Source organism: Pseudomonas sp. KSR10, from assembly GCF_022355455.1.
Lineage (GTDB): Bacteria > Pseudomonadota > Gammaproteobacteria > Pseudomonadales > Pseudomonadaceae > Stutzerimonas > Stutzerimonas stutzeri_E.
This window is the reverse complement of the sequence record NZ_JAKOEN010000011.1, coordinates 400,456-416,144: the sequence shown is the minus strand read 5'-3', so window position 1 is coordinate 416,144 and position 15,689 is coordinate 400,456. Positions and strand designations below refer to the sequence as shown.

The window sequence follows — 15,689 nt, the reverse complement described above, 5'->3', positions numbered from 1 at the left end:
ATTATAGGCACTCACAAAACCACGTCAACGGTTGTTTTCAGTTTTGTTCAGCCTTGAGCGAAACCCGCCCAAAGGACTTCTTGCCCGCCTGGCACACGTGCGTACTACCAAGCCTAACGATAAAGGTTCGATCAACGACGTCGCCATCCACCCGAACCCCGCCCGAGGCCAGCAGATCACGAGCCACTGCCGCGTTCTTTACAAGGCCCGCTCGATTCAACACCGAAGAGATGGGCATATCTTCGGCAGATTGCAGTTCGATCTCGGGAATATCTTCAGGAAGCTCGCCCTCTTTCATTCTATTACCCGCCGATCGGTGAGCTGTCGCGGCGGCCTCCTCGCCATGGAAACGAGCCACGATCTCCTCGGCGAGCTTGATCTTGATGTCGCGCGGATTCGCGCCACGCGCCACGTCCGCCTGAAACTCTTCGATTTCAGCCATGTCGCGAAAACTCAACAACTCGAAGTAACGCCACATCAGTACATCCGGGATCGATACCAGCTTGCTGTACATAACACCCGGCGCTTCCTGGATCCCAACATAGTTGCCAAGTGACTTGGACATCTTCTTCACACCGTCCAATCCCTCAAGAAGAGGCATGGTGACAATGCATTGAGACTCTTGCCCATAAGAACGCTGCAGCTCACGCCCCATCAGGAGGTTGAATTTCTGGTCCGTCCCACCAAGCTCCACGTCCGCGCGTAGCGCAACGGAGTCATACCCTTGAACCAGCGGGTAGAGGAATTCGTGAATCGCTATAGATTGATTGGTCGAGTAGCGCTTACTGAAATCATCTCGCTCCAGCATACGAGCTACGGTGTACTGCGAGGCGAGACGAATGAAGTCCGACGGGGTCAGCTGATCCATCCAGGATGAGTTGAAAGCGACTTCAGTCTTGGTCGGATCAAGGATTTTGAATACCTGGTTCTTATAGGTTTCTGCGTTTTCCAAAACCTGCTCACGCGTCAAGGGCGGCCGCGTTGCGCTCTTGCCGCTCGGGTCACCGATCATCCCGGTGAAATCGCCTATAAGGAAGACAACTTGATGCCCCAGGTCCTGGAACTGACGCAGCTTATTAATAAGCACCGTGTGCCCAAGATGAAGGTCCGGGGCTGTTGGATCGAAACCAGCCTTGATTCGAAGTGGAAGGCCGCGATTGAGTTTGCTGACCAACTCCGCCTCGACGAGCACTTCGTCAGCGCCCCGCCTGATCACCGACAACTGCTCTTGAACCGACTTCATTGGAGGCCCCATACCAGGAAATAAAGGGGGTCAACCTTACAAGAACGCCGGGAAAATTCAACGGCAGCGAATGTGAACCAACAGGTGGGGACAGGAATTCAGGGTTGCCTCAACAGCACTTTGGTTATATTTTAGACAGATATTTTCTCTGTACAAAATATCGCCAGACATTCTCTAGATATCTAATGACCTATTCAAAATCGAAAGCCCCTCTCTACCCGAAGAGCCATCTCCTGGCTGCAAGCGGTGTAGCTGCGCTTCTGAGCCTGGCACTTCTTGTATTTCCATCCCGAGAAGTCGAAGCGAAAAAGACCTTTCTCGATCTTAGCCTCGATACCGCCGCAGAGCTCGCAACCGTAAGCGAAGAGCCTCTCGTAAGCGATGTCTCGGAGACGCCGTTCGCTTCGATCGAAAACGCTGACGAGCCTGAGTTTCAGGTATCGCTGCCCGAGCCGAAACAAGACGAAGAAAAAGCCGTCGAGGCAAAGCCTCTCTCGAAAGAAGTGGTCGTTGCCAATGGAGATACGCTATCGACCGTATTCGCAAAAGTAGGCCTGCCGCAATCCACAGTCCATGAGGTACTGACAAGCAGCAAGGAGGCGAAGCAGCTTGCGCACCTCAAAGTTGGTCAGCGTCTCGAGATCGAACTGGATGAGCAAGGCAACCTGGCTCAGCTGCGCAGCCCACTGAACAAACTGGAAAGCGTGCACCTAGAGCGGTCTAGCACAGGCTATGTATTCAAGAAAGAACAACTCAAGCCGGACGTCAGCACCGCCTACGCCTTCGGCCAGATAGAAAGCAGCCTGTTTCTTGCCGCCAAGCGCGCAGGCCTCAGCCATAACCTCACGATGGATCTAGCCAACGTGTTCGGTTACGACATCGACTTCGCCATGGATATACGCAAAGGCGACTCGTTCGAAGTCATCTACGAGCAGAAGACCGTTGCCGGTGAGAAAGTCGGAACAGGGAACATTCTCGCGGCCCGCTTTACTAACCGAGGCAAAAGCTACACCGCTGTTCGCTATACCAACAAGCAGGGTGGCAGCAGCTACTACACAGCCGATGGTAAAAGCATGCGCAAGGCTTTCATTCGCACGCCAGTGGATTTCGCCCGCATCAGCTCACGCTTTTCAAACGGTCGAAAGCATCCGATCCTGAACAAGATCCGTGCCCACAAGGGTGTGGACTATGCCGCGCCACGGGGCACGCCTATCAAGGCCGCCGGTGACGGTAAAGTGCTCCTAGCGGGCCGCAAGGGCGGATATGGCAACACCGTGGTGCTTCAGCACGGCAACCGCTACCGTACGCTTTACGCTCATATGCAGGGCTTCGCCAAAGGCGTGCGCAACGGCTCAGCGGTCAAACAAGGTCAGATTATCGGCTATATCGGCACGACAGGCCTGTCCACCGGCCCGCACCTGCACTATGAATTCCAAGTCGACGGTGTGCACGTCGATCCACTGGGGCTAAAACTCCCCATGGCGGACCCGATTGCAAAAAACGAACAACAGCGCTTCATGCAGTTGAGCAAGCCCCTGATGGCGCGCATGGATGAAGAACGGGCGACCATGCTGGCCATGAAGGGCGAGTAATGCCGCGCTATATCGGGGTCATGTCAGGTACCAGTCTGGACGGCCTGGACTTTGCCTTGATCGAGCAGAACGAGCGGACGACCCTGCTTGCCACGCATTACGAGCCGATGCCTTCGCAGTTGAAGCAAGACTTGCTCGACCTGTGCTCTAGCGGCCCGGACGAACTAGCCCGAGCCGCGATGGCTGAGCAAGCCTGGGCTGAGTTGGCAAGCGATGGGATACAGAAATTGCTCGGCAAGGCGCAGACCGACGCAACAGCCATTCGTGCCATAGGCAGCCATGGGCAGACGGTACGGCATGAGCCGCAACGCGCCTTCACTATCCAGATCGGGCACCCCTCGCTGCTGGCGGAGTTGACAACCATCAGCGTAGTAGCTGATTTCCGGCGGCGCGACATGGCCGCCGGCGGCCAAGGGGCGCCCTTGGTACCAGCGTTCCATGAGGCGATGTTCAGCGATGCAGCTCGCGCCAGAGCGGTGCTCAATATCGGTGGATTCAGCAACCTCAGCCTGCTTTGCCCCGGTAAAGCGACGCGTGGTTTCGATTGCGGGCCAGGCAATGTGCTGCTCGACGCCTGGACCCAGCGCCACCAGAATCGTCCCTACGATCGAAACGGGGATTGGGCGTCAAGCGGCAGTGTCAACCCCCGATTACTCACAGCACTTCTCAGCGACAACTTCTTCGCCACCCAAGGACCGAAGAGCACGGGACGAGAGCTGTTCAACCTGTCCTGGCTGGATGCCCACCTCACCTCGTGTACCAGCGTTGCCCCAGAAGATGTCCAGGCTACCCTGCTGGAGCTGACCGCCCGCAGTATCTGCGATGCATTGCTTGCCACCCAACCCGAGACAAAGGAAGTATTGGTTTGCGGCGGCGGCGCGCACAACACTGCGCTGATGCATAGATTGCAAGCGCTAGTGCCGGAATGCCAAGTGACCAGCACCGCAGAGTACGGGGTAGAGCCAGACTGGATAGAAGCCATGGCTTTTGCCTGGCTGGCACATTGCTGCCTCGAAGGCATCGCTGCCAACCGACCTAGCGTGACAGGCGCACGAGGGCCTCGCGTTCTGGGCGCAATCTATCCCGCCTGAATCTGCGATGTTCATTGCGTACGAGTACAAACAAAAACACCGCGCCTCGGCGCGGTGTTCTTGTTTCAGTTCAGCAAAGCGTTTTCAGATCGAGAAGGACTGACCGCAACCACAAGTTGTCGTGGCATTCGGATTCTTGATGACGAAGCGAGACCCTTCCAGTCCTTCCTGATAGTCGACTTCAGCGCCAGCCAAATATTGGTAGCTCATCGGGTCCACCACAAGGCTCACACCCTCACGCTCAATGATGGTGTCATCTTCTGCCAAATCCTCATCGAAGGTGAAGCCGTACTGAAAACCAGAGCAACCGCCACCCGTAACGAAGACGCGCAGCTTCAGCCGCGGATTCCCCTCTTCATCGACCAGGCTCTTCACCTTGCTCGCGGCACCCTGACTGAACTGAATCGCGGTGGGCGTGAAGGACTCGACACTCATTTGGTTCTCCTGGCGCGGGAGCGCACATTACTGCGTTGACGCCGCATTATCGGCTTCTCCTACGAAACTGGTCAACTATTCATCAGACACCGATTCCATAGAAGCGGTGCTCTTCCGAGCAGCGAGCCTGACGTCCGCCATTTCAGGGCAGCAGCGCCGCGTTAGCCAGGCCAAGCCGCTCATCCAGGCCGAAGGCGATGTTCATATTCTGCAGTGCCTGACCGGACGCGCCCTTGACGAGGTTGTCGATGACCGACAGCACCACCACCAGATCCCCGCCTTGAGGACGATGAACCGCGATACGGCACATGTTGGCGCCACGCACGCTACGTGTCTCAGGGTGGCTGCCTGCCGGCATGACATCGACGAACGGCTCATTGGCGTAACGCTGCTCGTAAAGAGCCTGCAAATCCACAGAGGTGTCAGCAACGGTCGCGTACAGCGTGGCATGGATGCCGCGAATCATTGGCGTCAGGTGCGGCACGAAGGTTAGCCCGACGTCTCCCCCCGCTGCGCGGCGCAGCCCCTGGCTGATCTCAGGCAGATGGCGATGTCCCTTGACCGCATAAGCCATCATGCTTTCACCCGCCTCGGTGAACAAAGACCCTATCTTCGCCGCCCGACCGGCGCCGCTGACACCCGACTTGCAATCGGCGATCAGTCGCGATGTATCGGCCAAGCCATTTTCTAGCAGCGGTAGGTAGCCAAGCTGGGTCGCGGTCGGATAACAGCCAGGAACAGCAATCAGCCGGGCGCCCTTGATCCGCTCGCGGTTGACTTCTGGCAGGCCATATACGGCCTCTGGCAGTAGCCCTGGCGCGCCATGCGGCTGCCCGTACCACTTAGCCCATTCATCGGCGTCCTGCAAACGGAAGTCCGCAGACAGGTCGATGACTCGAGTGCCCGCGTCCAAAAGCTCTGCCGCCAGCGCATGGGCAACGCCATGGGGAGTCGCAAAGAAGACCACATCGCAGGCGCCCAGCGTCGAGGTGTCCGGCACGCTAAAGGCCAGTTCATCGTAATGACCGCGCAGGTTCGGAAACATATCCGTCACCTTGACCCCGTTCTCGGAACGAGACGTGATCACCGCGACTTCGGCCTGGGGGTGTTGTGCCAACAGACGCAGCAGTTCAACCCCGGTGTAGCCTGTGCCGCCAACGATTCCGACCTTGACCATGAGCTGCCTCGCGCATTGAAACGATAAAGAACGCTGATGATAAAGGTGCCTGCCTCCAGGGCCAACCACCTAGATGACGCGCGGGGCCCCAAGCCTCTACTATCAGTCGGACTCTGAAAACCAAGGAACCCTCGAATGCTCTATCTCTGGCTGAAAGCCCTGCACATCGTTGCGATCGTCTGCTGGTTCGCCGGGCTGTTCTATTTGCCGAGGTTGTTTGTGTATCACGCCATGAGCGAGGACGCGACCAGTCGCGAGCGATTCAGGGTCATGGAGCGCAAGCTCTATCGGGGGATCATGATGCCCTCGATGATCGCCACGCTGCTTTTCGGGATAGGCATGATCGCTTTGAACCCCGCATTGTTCAGCAGCGGCGGTTGGCTACACGCCAAACTGGCGCTGGTCGTCCTGTTGATCGGCTATCACCACGTTTGCGGCGCGCAACTGAAGCGCTTCGCGCGCGACGAGAACACCCGCAGCCATGTGTTCTACCGCTGGTTCAACGAATTTCCCGTGTTACTACTGCTGGCCATCGTCATTCTTGTGGTCGTCAAACCGTTCTGAACATATTGAAGGAACCTGTCATGTCGCTGCCAGCCCTCCTCGAAAAACGCCTGCGCCTGCCTTTGGTCGCCGCGCCGATGTTTCTGGTGTCCAATCCAACGCTGGTTACCGCATGTTGCCGTAGCGGCATCGTAGGCAGCTTCCCTGCTCTGAATCAGCGGGAAAGCAGTGGACTTCGAGATTGGCTGCTGGAGATAGGCCAGCAGCTGTCGGGCCTGCACGCAGCCGCGCCATACGCCGTCAATCTGATCGTGCATCACAGCAATCCCCGCCTACAGGCAGATCTTGCGATCTGCGTTGAGCAGCAGGTCCCAATCGTCATCACCAGTCTTGGCGCCGTGAAGGAAGTGGTAGACGCCGTCCATGGCTACGGCGGCCTGGTCTTTCACGACGTCACCACACGCCGGCACGCGGAAAAGGCCGCCGAAGCCGGGGTCGACGGTCTGATCGCAGTTGCCGCCGGCGCTGGTGGCCACGCAGGCACCTGGAGTCCGTTTGCGTTGATTGCCGAAATTCGTCAGTTCTTCGACAAAACGTTGCTGCTCTCAGGCTGCCTCAACCACGGCCACGAAATATTCGCAGCGCAGCTGCTGGGCGCGGATCTCGCCTACATGGGGACGCGTTTCATCGCCACCCGCGAGAGCCAGGCCTCGGATGAATATAAACAAATGCTGCTGCAGGCCCACGCAGCGGATATCGTCCACACCGCCGCAGTTTCAGGCGTGCCGGCGAGCTTTCTGCGCCAGAGTCTGCAACAGGCTGGCTACGACGAAGCGCGCCTGAACGGCACGGGGAAAATGAACTACGCGGAAAAACTCAAACCTGTCAGTGATGAGGCAAAGGCATGGAAGACCGTCTGGTCGGCTGGGCAGGGCGTGGGCGAGATACATGATCTACCGGGCGCCGAAGAGCTGATCGCCCGCCTGGATCGCGAATACCGGGCCGCCCATGGTCAAGCCGCACAGCTCTCACAACGCTGGCTGCGGCAACCGTGACGCGCATCTCATTTCGCATCACCGCCATGCCCAGCTCTCCGCTGCAACTTGTTGGCGGCACAGCAGCGCTTTAGGCTTTAGCTAATCCCCCGGGAACAAGGATGTTGCATGAGTGCCGACCATTACCGAATCGTCTTCGATGGCGAGCTCGAACCAGGAATGTCAGCCGACACCGTCAAGAGTAACCTGGCCAGACTGTTCAAGAGCGACGCCGACAAGGTCGAACGTCTCTTCAGTCGCGGCTCGGTCAATATCAAGCGAAATCTGAGTGCGCTCGAAGCCGATCGATACCTGGAGGCGTTGCTACGTGCTGGAGCGCGGGCCCGCAAGGAGCCGGAGGCAAGCAAAGGTTTAACGCTGAGCCTCATTGACGACGCATCGACATTGTCAAGCCAGCCCTCAACGACTGCCGATCAGATGGAATGTCCCAAGTGCGGGCATTCGCAGCCAACCGCCATCCAGTGCGGAAGCTGTGGTGTAGTTATTCAGAAGTATTTGGCACGCCAGGCGCAGCAGGCCGAAGCATTAAAACAGGGCGAAATTCTCGCTGCGGCACAACCCTATGCCCCACCCCGAGCTCAGGTCGGCGAACCGACACCGGAGTACGGCGAGCTCAAGGTCTTTACCGTACAGGGCCGGATTGGGCGCTTGCGCTACCTCGCATGGTCAATGGCGCTGATGGCCGCAGTGCTCGGGTTATTCCTCGTTGCAAGCATGGCGTCAGCCGTTTCCGAGATACTCGGATGGATACTCATCGGAGTTGTTGGCCTGGGCTTCCTGTTCATCAGCACACAAATCTGCGTGCAGCGTCTGCATGATATCGGGTGGTCCGGCTGGCTCATACTGCTCAATCTGGTACCGATAGTCGGCAATCTATTTTCACTGGCAATGCTGCTGATGCCGGGCAACGACGGCATGAATCGCTTCGGCCCGCCGCAACCACCAAACAGTAGAGCGGTAAAAATTCTCGCCTCGCTCTGGCTACTCGTGCCCGTCATTGGCATCCTGGCCGCTATTGCCCTGCCGGCATATCAGCAAACGTAATAGAAGCGAGCGCTTATCAGGCCAGCACCGCGCGCCCAGAAGCCCAGCCTCGCAAAGCGTCCAGCTTTTCCGCCATCACAACCGAGAGCGGCGAGGTCGCTCTGATGCATTCCAGCAGCATCGCCTGGTCCGGCTCACGTAATTGAGCTTGTCCGGCATAAACAGCCGCCACTACTACCTGCTCGATCTCTGCGCCGGAGAAGCCATCACATGCGCCAGCCAGTGCTGACAGATCGAAGCTATCGGCGCTCAGCTCACGCCGAGCCAGGTGAATGCGGAAAATTTCGGCGCGGGTCGATTCGTCGGGCAAGTCAACGAAAAATAATTCATCGAAGCGGCCCTTGCGCACCAATTCCGGCGGCAGACGATCGACCGCGTTGGCGGTTGCCACCATGAACACTGGCGCATCACGCTCGGCCATCCAGGTGAGCAAGGTACCCAATACGCGCTGACTGACACCGCCATCCATTTCGCCCGTGGCGAGGCCCTTTTCCAACTCATCCATCCACAGCACGCACGGCGCCATCTGCTCGGCCAGCTTCAGGGCCTCGCGCAGGTTGCGCTCGGTCTCTCCGAAGAATTTGTTGTATAGGCAGGCAAAATCCAGGCGCAGCAACGGCAAGCCCCACAGCCCGGCCACCGCCTTGGCCGCCATGCTCTTGCCGCCTCCCTGCACGCCAACCAGCATTACGCCGCGCGGCATGTCCGTGCGGCTGCCGGCAAGAAAGGCGCCCTGACGCTCGCCCAGCCACCGCTTGAAATTTTGCAAACCACCGACATCGGCGAACCGCGCCGTTTCGTATTCGAAACCGAGCACGCCCTCCATATCCAGCAGCTCGAATTTCTTGCGGTTGAGCTCCGGCAAATCGTCCTGAGTGATCGCCCCGTCGTCGCAAATCAGGCTATGCGCCAAGCTGCGGGCCTCGGCATGGCTAAGGCCGCGCAAATTCTTCAACACCTGTTGCAGCGTGCGATTGTCGGTACGCACCCGGGCACCGCGATTGCGCTCACTCCAGCGGGTCGCCTCATCGCGCACGATGCCCAGCAACTCTTCCTCAGACGGCAGCGTCAGACTGAACCGTGCCGCATATCGCTGGACCTCCGCCGGCAGCTTGAGTGCATGGGAGACCAGCACCAGCGTCGGTGCCGACGGCTCTTGCGTCATCGCGATCTCCTTCAACAGCCGCACCAGACGCGGCTCATCGAGAAACGGATGCAGGTCGCAGAAAACGTAGAGATTGCCAAGCGGATCATGCTTGACCTGCTTCAGCGCGACCTCGGCTGCGCAGCTCTCACCCGCGTCCAACGCCTCGCCGCCAAACGACAAATGCCTGAGCCCTTCCGTCGCGGACCAGACGTACATCACCAGGCCACGACTGACGGCCAACCCAGTCAAGGTTTCCAGTACCCGCCGTTCGTCCCAGGACTCGATTACTACCAACCTGAACCTTGATTCAAGCACCAACACCAGATCACGAATATCGTTCTTCATTCCCTATCCCCCTGTGCAGGCTGACCGGGCTCAAATTGGCCTGTTACACTGATTGATCGTTCCACTTGCTGGAGAAACGCCATGGATTGTCTGTTCTGCAAGATCGTGGCCGGGGACATCCCCGCACAGAAGATATATGAAGACGATCAAGTCATCGCATTCAACGACATCGCACCCCAGGCACCGGTGCATTTTCTAGTCATCCCGAAGAAGCACATCGCGACCCTCCACGACCTGAGCGAAGAAGACGACAAGGCGCTCGCTGGCCACATCCTCTTCACCGCCCAGCGCCTCGCTGAACAGCAAGGCTGCCAGGAAGGCTTCCGGGTCGTCATGAACTGCAACGACCTGGGTGGCCAGACGGTCTACCACATACATATGCATGTGCTCGGCCAGCGTCAGATGCATTGGCCACCGGGCTGATCGACAACCCACTCGAGACGTACAGCGCAGCCCCATGGCTGCTCCGAAACACTGGAGGCGACATGCCCAACCGACGCGAATACTCTCCCGCCGACCGCCTGCTGATGCAGGCCGATGCCGCGTTAAGAACCCTGCTGCCGTTCAGCGGCCAGCCTCACCGGCCGACGCCCGCAGTATTGAAGAACGAGACCGATCTGAGCGACAGCGAAGCGCGTCACGTAGCGGGCCTTATGCGCATCAATCATACCGGCGAGGTCTGCGCACAGGCGCTGTATCAGGGGCAGGCACTGACGGCACGCTTGCCGAAGGTTCGCGAGGCGATGGAGCAAGCCGCCGACGAAGAGATCGATCATCTGGCCTGGTGCGAACAGCGCATCCACCAACTAGGTAGCCATACCAGCGTGCTCAATCCGGTCTTCTACGGGTTGTCGTTCGGCATCGGCGCTGCCGCCGGGCTGATCAGTGACCGCATCAGTCTGGGCTTCGTTGCCGCGACCGAAGATCAGGTCTGCAAGCATCTCGATGAACATCTGCAGCAGATTCCACCTGGCGACGAGAAGTCGCGGGCCATTCTCGAGCAAATGCGCACCGACGAGGCCCAGCACTCGACCGCTGCCCTCGATGCCGGTGGCTTGCGGTTTCCGGCACCGATCAAATTTGGCATGAGTCTAATGGCCAAGGTGATGACGAAAACCACCTACCGGATCTAACCAGCGGGAACGAAAAGGGCGCCGTATGGGCGCCCTTCTATTTCTTACGGTTTACCCGGCATATTGCGCGCGTAGAAGATCTCCAGCATCTCGTGGCGCAGACGGTCTTCCACTTGCTCACGCTGCTCCGCAGAGAGATTACTGGTGGCGTCACCGAACAGATAATTCTCCAGCTCGAATTCCTTCAGCAGCATCTTGGTGTGGAAGAGGTTCTCCTGATAAACGTTTACATCGGTCATCTGATAGGCCGACCGCGTGTCATCGGACAGATAGTTCTGAATCGAATTGATTTCATGATCGATGAAGTGCTTCTTGCCTTCCACATCACGGGTGAAACCGCGAACGCGATAATCGACGGTGACGATATCCGAATCGAATTGATGAATCAGATAATTGAGCGCCTTTAGCGGCGAGATAACGCCACAAGTCGATACATCGATATCCACGCGGAAGGTTGCAATGCCTTCGACGGGATGAATCTCGGGGTAGGTGTGAACCGTGATATGGCTCTTGTCCAAGTGCGCCAGAATCGTATCGGGCAGAGGACCGGGCGATTCTTCAATCTGGCTATCGGTCGGCGTAACAGGCTGTTCCGAGATGAGAATGGTGACGCTCGCGCCCTGCGGTTCGTAATCCTGCCGAGCAATATTGAGAATATTCGCACCAATGATATCCACAACATCGGTCAGAATCTGCGTCAGCCGCTCCGCGTCATACTGTTCGTCGATGTACTCTACGTACGCCTGCTGATCTTCCTGGGTTTCGGCATAGCAGATGTCGTAGATATTGAAGCTCAAGGACTTCGTCAGGTTGTTGAACCCGTGGAGCTTGAGTTTGCTTTTCACCATTGGAGACTCTCTTTGATGCGGCTCACCGCGTGATTGAGCATGCCCGTCAGATACGCTGTACCTGCGTAGGACCGTATACACCTCTTCGCATTTGCGACCGTGGCTGTGCTGTTCTAATGAAACGGCCCCGTTAAAAACGGGGCGCGCATTATGCAGATTGATGACGCCAGGTTCCAGTGCTAAGAGCGTCGATCACTGGCTTTGGTGCCTACATTTAGCCTCGACGCACCGAGCCTGAGCGCTAGCGGCTTTTACCCGAGCTACTCAGCCCAGCTCGACAATCTCATAGTCATGGGTAATTGCCACGCCTGCTCGCCCAAGCATGATCGAGGCGGAGCAGTACTTCTCGGCCGAAAGCTCTACAGCCCGCTTGACCTGAGCGTCCTTCAAGGCGCGGCCCTTGACGACAAAGTGCAGATGGATCTTGGTGAATACCTTGGGATCCTCGCTGGCCCGCTCCGCCTCAAGAAAGGCTTCGCAGCTTTCCACCGCCTGACGGGACTTCTTGAGGATGCTTACCACATCGAAGTTGCTGCAACCACCGAGCCCCAGCAAGAGCATTTCCATTGGGCGAACACCGAGATTGCGCCCGCCGTTTTCCGGCGGACCGTCCATCACCACGACATGACCACTGCCCGACTCGCCAAGAAACATCGCTTCGCCGGCCCACTGAATGCGCGCTTTCATCGATAGACTCCGGTTAAAAAGGAGCGCAGCTTAGCATGACCATCGAATGCGACTGGAGGGTGCAATCCGACGAAATGAATGCTTTGAAGTTGATATTCGTGTCGCAGTTTTGTTGTCGACACGGACCGGTCTGTTAAGCTCCCTCAGCCTGATTACAGAACTCAGTCATACATAATAAGAACTGCCTTCTATTGGACACATCTTCCGGGACTACAGCATGGTCGCTATTACACTCACGCCCAAGATTAAGAACATCGACAAACTACTCGCGCATTGCCATCGTCGGCGCTATACAGCCAAGAGCACGATCATCTATGCAGGCGATCGCTGCGAAACGCTCTTCTTTATCGTCAAAGGCTCGGTCACCATCCTGATCGAGGATGATGACGGCCGAGAAATGATCATTGCCTATCTCAACTCCGGAGACTTCTTCGGAGAGATGGGGCTATTCGAAAAGGAAGGTTCAGAGAAAGAGCGCAGTGCCTGGGTCCGCGCCAAGACCGAGTGCGAAGTCGCCGAACTGAGCTACGCCAAGTTCCGTGAACTGACACAGCAGGATCCCGACATCCTTTATGCGCTCGGCAGTCAAATGGCCGAACGTTTGCGCAATACCACGCGCAAGGTCGGCGACCTGGCATTTCTCGATGTGACCGGCCGGGTAGCCCGCACTCTGCTCGACCTCTGTAAGCAGCCGGACGCGATGACCCATCCGGACGGCATGCAGATCAAGATCACCCGTCAGGAAATAGGCCGTATCGTCGGGTGTTCGAGGGAAATGGTCGGCCGTGTACTCAAAAGCCTGGAATCTCAAGGCCTGGTACATGTGAAGGGCAAAACCATGGTGGTGTTCGGAACTCGCTGATATCGAGTCTGCACCATTGAAAAAGCCGGCAATTTGCCGGCTTTTTCAATTTCGATCAGTCCGGATCGCCAGCCAGCCGCGGACGGGCGCGCTCAGGGAAAAACAAGCGCTGCAGCTCGACGCCGGGTTGCTCGGCACGCATGAAGGCCTCACCCACCAGAAACGCGTAGACCTGGTTGATCTCCATCAACTCCACATCGGCACGATGAAGGATCCCGCTCTCGGTCACTACCAAGCGATCCCGGGGAATGCGTGGCAGCAGATCCAGCGTCGTTTCCAAGCTGAGTTCGAAGGTGTGCAGGTTACGGTTGTTGATTCCGAGCAAGGGCGTCTCCAGGCGCAAGGCCCGCTCCAGCTCTGCGCCGTCATGCACCTCTACCAGCACATCGAGCCCCTGAGCCTTCGCCACGTCGGCCAGCTCGGCCATCTGCGCGTCTTCCAGCGCAGCGACGATCAGCAGAATGCAGTCGGCGCCCAGCGCCCTGGCCTCGATCACCTGATAGGGATCGACCATGAAATCCTTACGAATCACTGGCAGCTTGCAGGCGGCGCGGGCCTGCTGCAGGTATTCATCGGCGCCCTGGAAGAAATCGATGTCGGTCAGTACCGAAAGACAGGTCGCGCCGCCCGCCTCGTAGCTCCTGGCGATGTCGGCGGGCACGAAGTCTTCGCGCAGCACACCCTTGCTGGGCGAAGCTTTCTTCACCTCGGCGATGACCGCGGGCTGCTTGTTGCGTACCTGCTCCTGCAAGCTGCGGGCGAAACCACGAACCGGATCCGCCGCAGCCGCTCGCTGTTCCAGCTCGGCCAGACCGATGCGGCCACGGCGCTCGCTGACTTCCTCGCGTTTGCGCGTGATGATCTTTTCCAGAACCGTCGGCACGCTCATTGCGCCTTCTCCTGCTTGAACACCACGGTAAAGGACACCAGCTCCTCGAACTTGTCCCGTGCAAGGCCGGTGTGCAACGCGTCATGGGCGATCTCGACGCCCTGCTTCAGGCTGCTGGCCACATCGGCGGCGTAAAGCGCAGCGCCGGCGTTCAGTACGATCATATCCGCCGCCTTCTGACCATTCTCGGTCTTGCGACGGCCCAGCGCGTCTCGAATCAGCTCCAACGAGCCCTGGGCGTTGTCGACGTTGAGGCCGATCAGGCTCTGGCTCTTGATGCCAAAGTCCTCCGGCTGGATGCGGTACTCACTGATTTCGCCCTTGTTCAGCTCGGCCACGTAGGTCGGCGCAGCCAGGCTGATTTCGTCCAGCCCGTCCTGGGCATGCACCACCAGCACATGCTGGCTGCCCAGACGCGAGAGCACTTCGGCCATCGGACGGCAAAGCTCCTTGCTGAACACGCCCAGCACCTGATGTTTGACGCCCGCCGGGTTGGACATCGGGCCGAGGATGTTAAACAAGGTACGCAGCCCCAGCTCGCGCCGGGGCCCAGCGGCGTGTTTCATCGCGCCGTGATGCGCCGGGGCAAACATAAAGCCCACGCCCACGGCATCGACGCTGCGTGCCACCTGCTCAGGCGTCAGGTCCAGATTAACCCCCGCCGCCTCCAGCAGATCGGCGCTGCCGCTCTTGCCTGAGACTGCGCGATTACCGTGCTTGGCGACCTTGCCGCCGGCGGCCGCGACGACAAAGGCCGCGGCAGTGGAGACGTTGAAGATATTCATGCCGTCGCCGCCGGTGCCACAGGTGTCCACCAGGCGATGGGTATCGAAATGCACCGGCTCGGCGAGCTCCCGCATCACCTGTACCGCACCGACGATCTCGTCGATGGTCTCGCTCTTCATACGCATGCCCATGAGGAACGCGCCGATCTGCGCATCGGTGCACTGGCCGGTCATGATCTGACGCATCACCGCTTTCATTTCATCGGTGCTCAGATCCAGCTGACCAACGATGCGGTTGAGGGCTTCCTTGATGTCCATCAGCGCACGCCTCCGGTTTGCTTCAGAAAATTGGCGAACAGCTCGTGTCCCTGCTCGGTCAGGATGGATTCGGGGTGAAACTGCACCCCCTCGACATTCAGCGTCTTGTGCCGCAGTCCCATGATTTCGTCGACGCTGCCGTCGGCGTGCTGCGTCCAGGCCGTTAATTCCAGACAGGCCGGCAACGTTTCTCGCTTGACCACTAGCGAGTGGTAGCGCGTCACCGTGAGCGGGTTGTTCAGGCCGGCGAATACGCCAAGGTCGTGATGAAAGACCGGGCTGGTCTTGCCATGCATGACCAGCCGCGCGCGAACCACATCGCCACCAAAGGCCTGGCCGATGCTTTGATGGCCAAGGCATACGCCGAGGATCGGCAGCTTGCCGGCGAAATGACGGATCAATTCCAACGAGACGCCCGCCTCGTTCGGCGTGCAGGGGCCGGGCGAGACGACGATACGTTCAGGGTTCAGGGCTTCGATTTCGGCAACGCTCAACTCGTCGTTGCGCACCACTTTGACATCTGCGCCCAGCTCGCCGAGATACTGCACGACGTTGTAGGTGAAGGAATCGTAGTTATCGAGCATCAGCAGCATG

At 58.4% G+C, this 15,689-nt stretch carries 17 protein-coding genes; 8 read left to right on the top strand and 9 right to left on the bottom strand.

The window, feature by feature from the left end; all coding sequences use genetic code 11:
* Positions 1-37: 37 nt before the first annotated feature.
* A complete protein-coding gene (tyrS, locus tag MCB86_RS05785; RefSeq protein WP_045160569.1) occupies positions 38-1,243 on the bottom strand; it encodes a tyrosine--tRNA ligase in 1,206 nt (401 codons plus the stop codon).
* A gap of 185 nt (positions 1,244-1,428) precedes the next feature.
* On the opposite strand from tyrS, the gene MCB86_RS05780 reads away from it, so the two are divergent.
* Positions 1,429-2,835, top strand: coding sequence for a peptidoglycan DD-metalloendopeptidase family protein (locus MCB86_RS05780; RefSeq protein WP_239610278.1), 1,407 nt, complete (start codon positions 1,429-1,431; stop codon positions 2,833-2,835).
* Complete coding sequence (locus MCB86_RS05775) at positions 2,835-3,926, top strand: anhydro-N-acetylmuramic acid kinase (RefSeq protein ID WP_239610265.1); 1,092 nt, start codon at positions 2,835-2,837, stop codon at positions 3,924-3,926. The genes MCB86_RS05780 and MCB86_RS05775 overlap by 1 nt, the downstream gene beginning before the upstream one ends.
* 84 nt (positions 3,927-4,010) lie before the next feature.
* Here MCB86_RS05775 and erpA read toward each other — a convergent pair whose 3' ends face one another.
* Positions 4,011-4,361: an iron-sulfur cluster insertion protein ErpA gene (gene erpA / locus MCB86_RS05770; RefSeq protein WP_014851496.1), complete on the bottom strand. Its 351-nt coding sequence runs from the start codon at positions 4,359-4,361 to the stop codon at positions 4,011-4,013.
* 142 nt (positions 4,362-4,503) lie between these two features.
* Positions 4,504-5,538: an N-acetyl-gamma-glutamyl-phosphate reductase gene (argC, locus tag MCB86_RS05765; RefSeq protein WP_239610264.1), complete on the bottom strand. Its 1,035-nt coding sequence runs from the start codon at positions 5,536-5,538 to the stop codon at positions 4,504-4,506.
* Positions 5,539-5,673: 135 nt separating this feature from the next.
* On the opposite strand from argC, the gene hemJ reads away from it, so the two are divergent.
* The 3 genes from hemJ to MCB86_RS05750 all read left to right on the top strand — a co-directional run bounded on the left by hemJ (position 5,674) and on the right by MCB86_RS05750 (position 8,141).
* Positions 5,674-6,102 carry a protoporphyrinogen oxidase HemJ gene (gene hemJ / locus MCB86_RS05760; RefSeq protein WP_045160566.1) on the top strand — a complete coding sequence of 143 codons (429 nt, stop codon included), beginning with the start codon at positions 5,674-5,676 and terminating at the stop codon, positions 6,100-6,102.
* Between the two features lie 20 nt (positions 6,103-6,122).
* Positions 6,123-7,097, top strand: coding sequence for a nitronate monooxygenase family protein (locus MCB86_RS05755; protein ID WP_239610263.1), 975 nt, complete (start codon positions 6,123-6,125; stop codon positions 7,095-7,097).
* 108 nt (positions 7,098-7,205) lie between these two features.
* A complete protein-coding gene (locus MCB86_RS05750) occupies positions 7,206-8,141 on the top strand; it encodes a DUF805 domain-containing protein (protein WP_239610262.1) in 936 nt (311 codons plus the stop codon).
* A 16-nt stretch (positions 8,142-8,157) separates the two neighbouring features.
* On the opposite strand, the gene MCB86_RS05745 is transcribed toward MCB86_RS05750, so the two are convergent.
* Positions 8,158-9,633: an AAA family ATPase gene (locus MCB86_RS05745; RefSeq protein WP_239610261.1), complete on the bottom strand. Its 1,476-nt coding sequence runs from the start codon at positions 9,631-9,633 to the stop codon at positions 8,158-8,160.
* Between the two features lie 81 nt (positions 9,634-9,714).
* Between MCB86_RS05745 and MCB86_RS05740 the strand changes: the two genes are divergently transcribed.
* A complete protein-coding gene (locus MCB86_RS05740; RefSeq protein ID WP_025240292.1) occupies positions 9,715-10,056 on the top strand; it encodes a histidine triad nucleotide-binding protein in 342 nt (113 codons plus the stop codon).
* Positions 10,057-10,118: 62 nt separating this feature from the next.
* Positions 10,119-10,766, top strand: coding sequence for a 2-polyprenyl-3-methyl-6-methoxy-1,4-benzoquinone monooxygenase (gene coq7 / locus MCB86_RS05735; RefSeq protein ID WP_239610260.1), 648 nt, complete (start codon positions 10,119-10,121; stop codon positions 10,764-10,766).
* A gap of 44 nt (positions 10,767-10,810) precedes the next feature.
* Here coq7 and speD read toward each other — a convergent pair whose 3' ends face one another.
* Positions 10,811-11,611, bottom strand: a complete 801-nt coding sequence (gene speD / locus MCB86_RS05730) for an adenosylmethionine decarboxylase (protein ID WP_045160582.1) — start codon at positions 11,609-11,611, stop codon at positions 10,811-10,813.
* Between the two features lie 267 nt (positions 11,612-11,878).
* A complete protein-coding gene (locus MCB86_RS05725; RefSeq protein WP_045160561.1) occupies positions 11,879-12,301 on the bottom strand; it encodes an OsmC family protein in 423 nt (140 codons plus the stop codon).
* A 217-nt stretch (positions 12,302-12,518) separates the two neighbouring features.
* Between MCB86_RS05725 and crp the strand changes: the two genes are divergently transcribed.
* Complete coding sequence (gene crp / locus MCB86_RS05720) at positions 12,519-13,163, top strand: cAMP-activated global transcriptional regulator CRP (RefSeq protein ID WP_045160560.1); 645 nt, start codon at positions 12,519-12,521, stop codon at positions 13,161-13,163.
* Between the two features lie 55 nt (positions 13,164-13,218).
* On the opposite strand, the gene trpC is transcribed toward crp, so the two are convergent.
* Genes trpC through MCB86_RS05705 form a run of 3 tightly spaced genes read right to left on the bottom strand, consistent with a single transcriptional unit; the run spans position 13,219 to position 15,688 of the window.
* Entirely contained in the window at positions 13,219-14,052 is an 834-nt protein-coding gene (gene trpC, locus MCB86_RS05715) for an indole-3-glycerol phosphate synthase TrpC (RefSeq protein ID WP_045160559.1), read from the bottom strand.
* Positions 14,049-15,095 (bottom strand): anthranilate phosphoribosyltransferase, encoded by a 1,047-nt coding sequence (trpD, locus tag MCB86_RS05710; RefSeq protein ID WP_045160558.1) that lies wholly within the window; start codon positions 15,093-15,095, stop codon positions 14,049-14,051. The genes trpC and trpD overlap by 4 nt, the downstream gene beginning before the upstream one ends.
* Positions 15,095-15,688, bottom strand: a complete 594-nt coding sequence (locus MCB86_RS05705) for an aminodeoxychorismate/anthranilate synthase component II (RefSeq protein ID WP_045160557.1) — start codon at positions 15,686-15,688, stop codon at positions 15,095-15,097. Before MCB86_RS05705 ends, trpD begins: the two co-directional genes overlap by 1 nt.
* Between the last annotated feature and the right edge of the window lies 1 nt (position 15,689).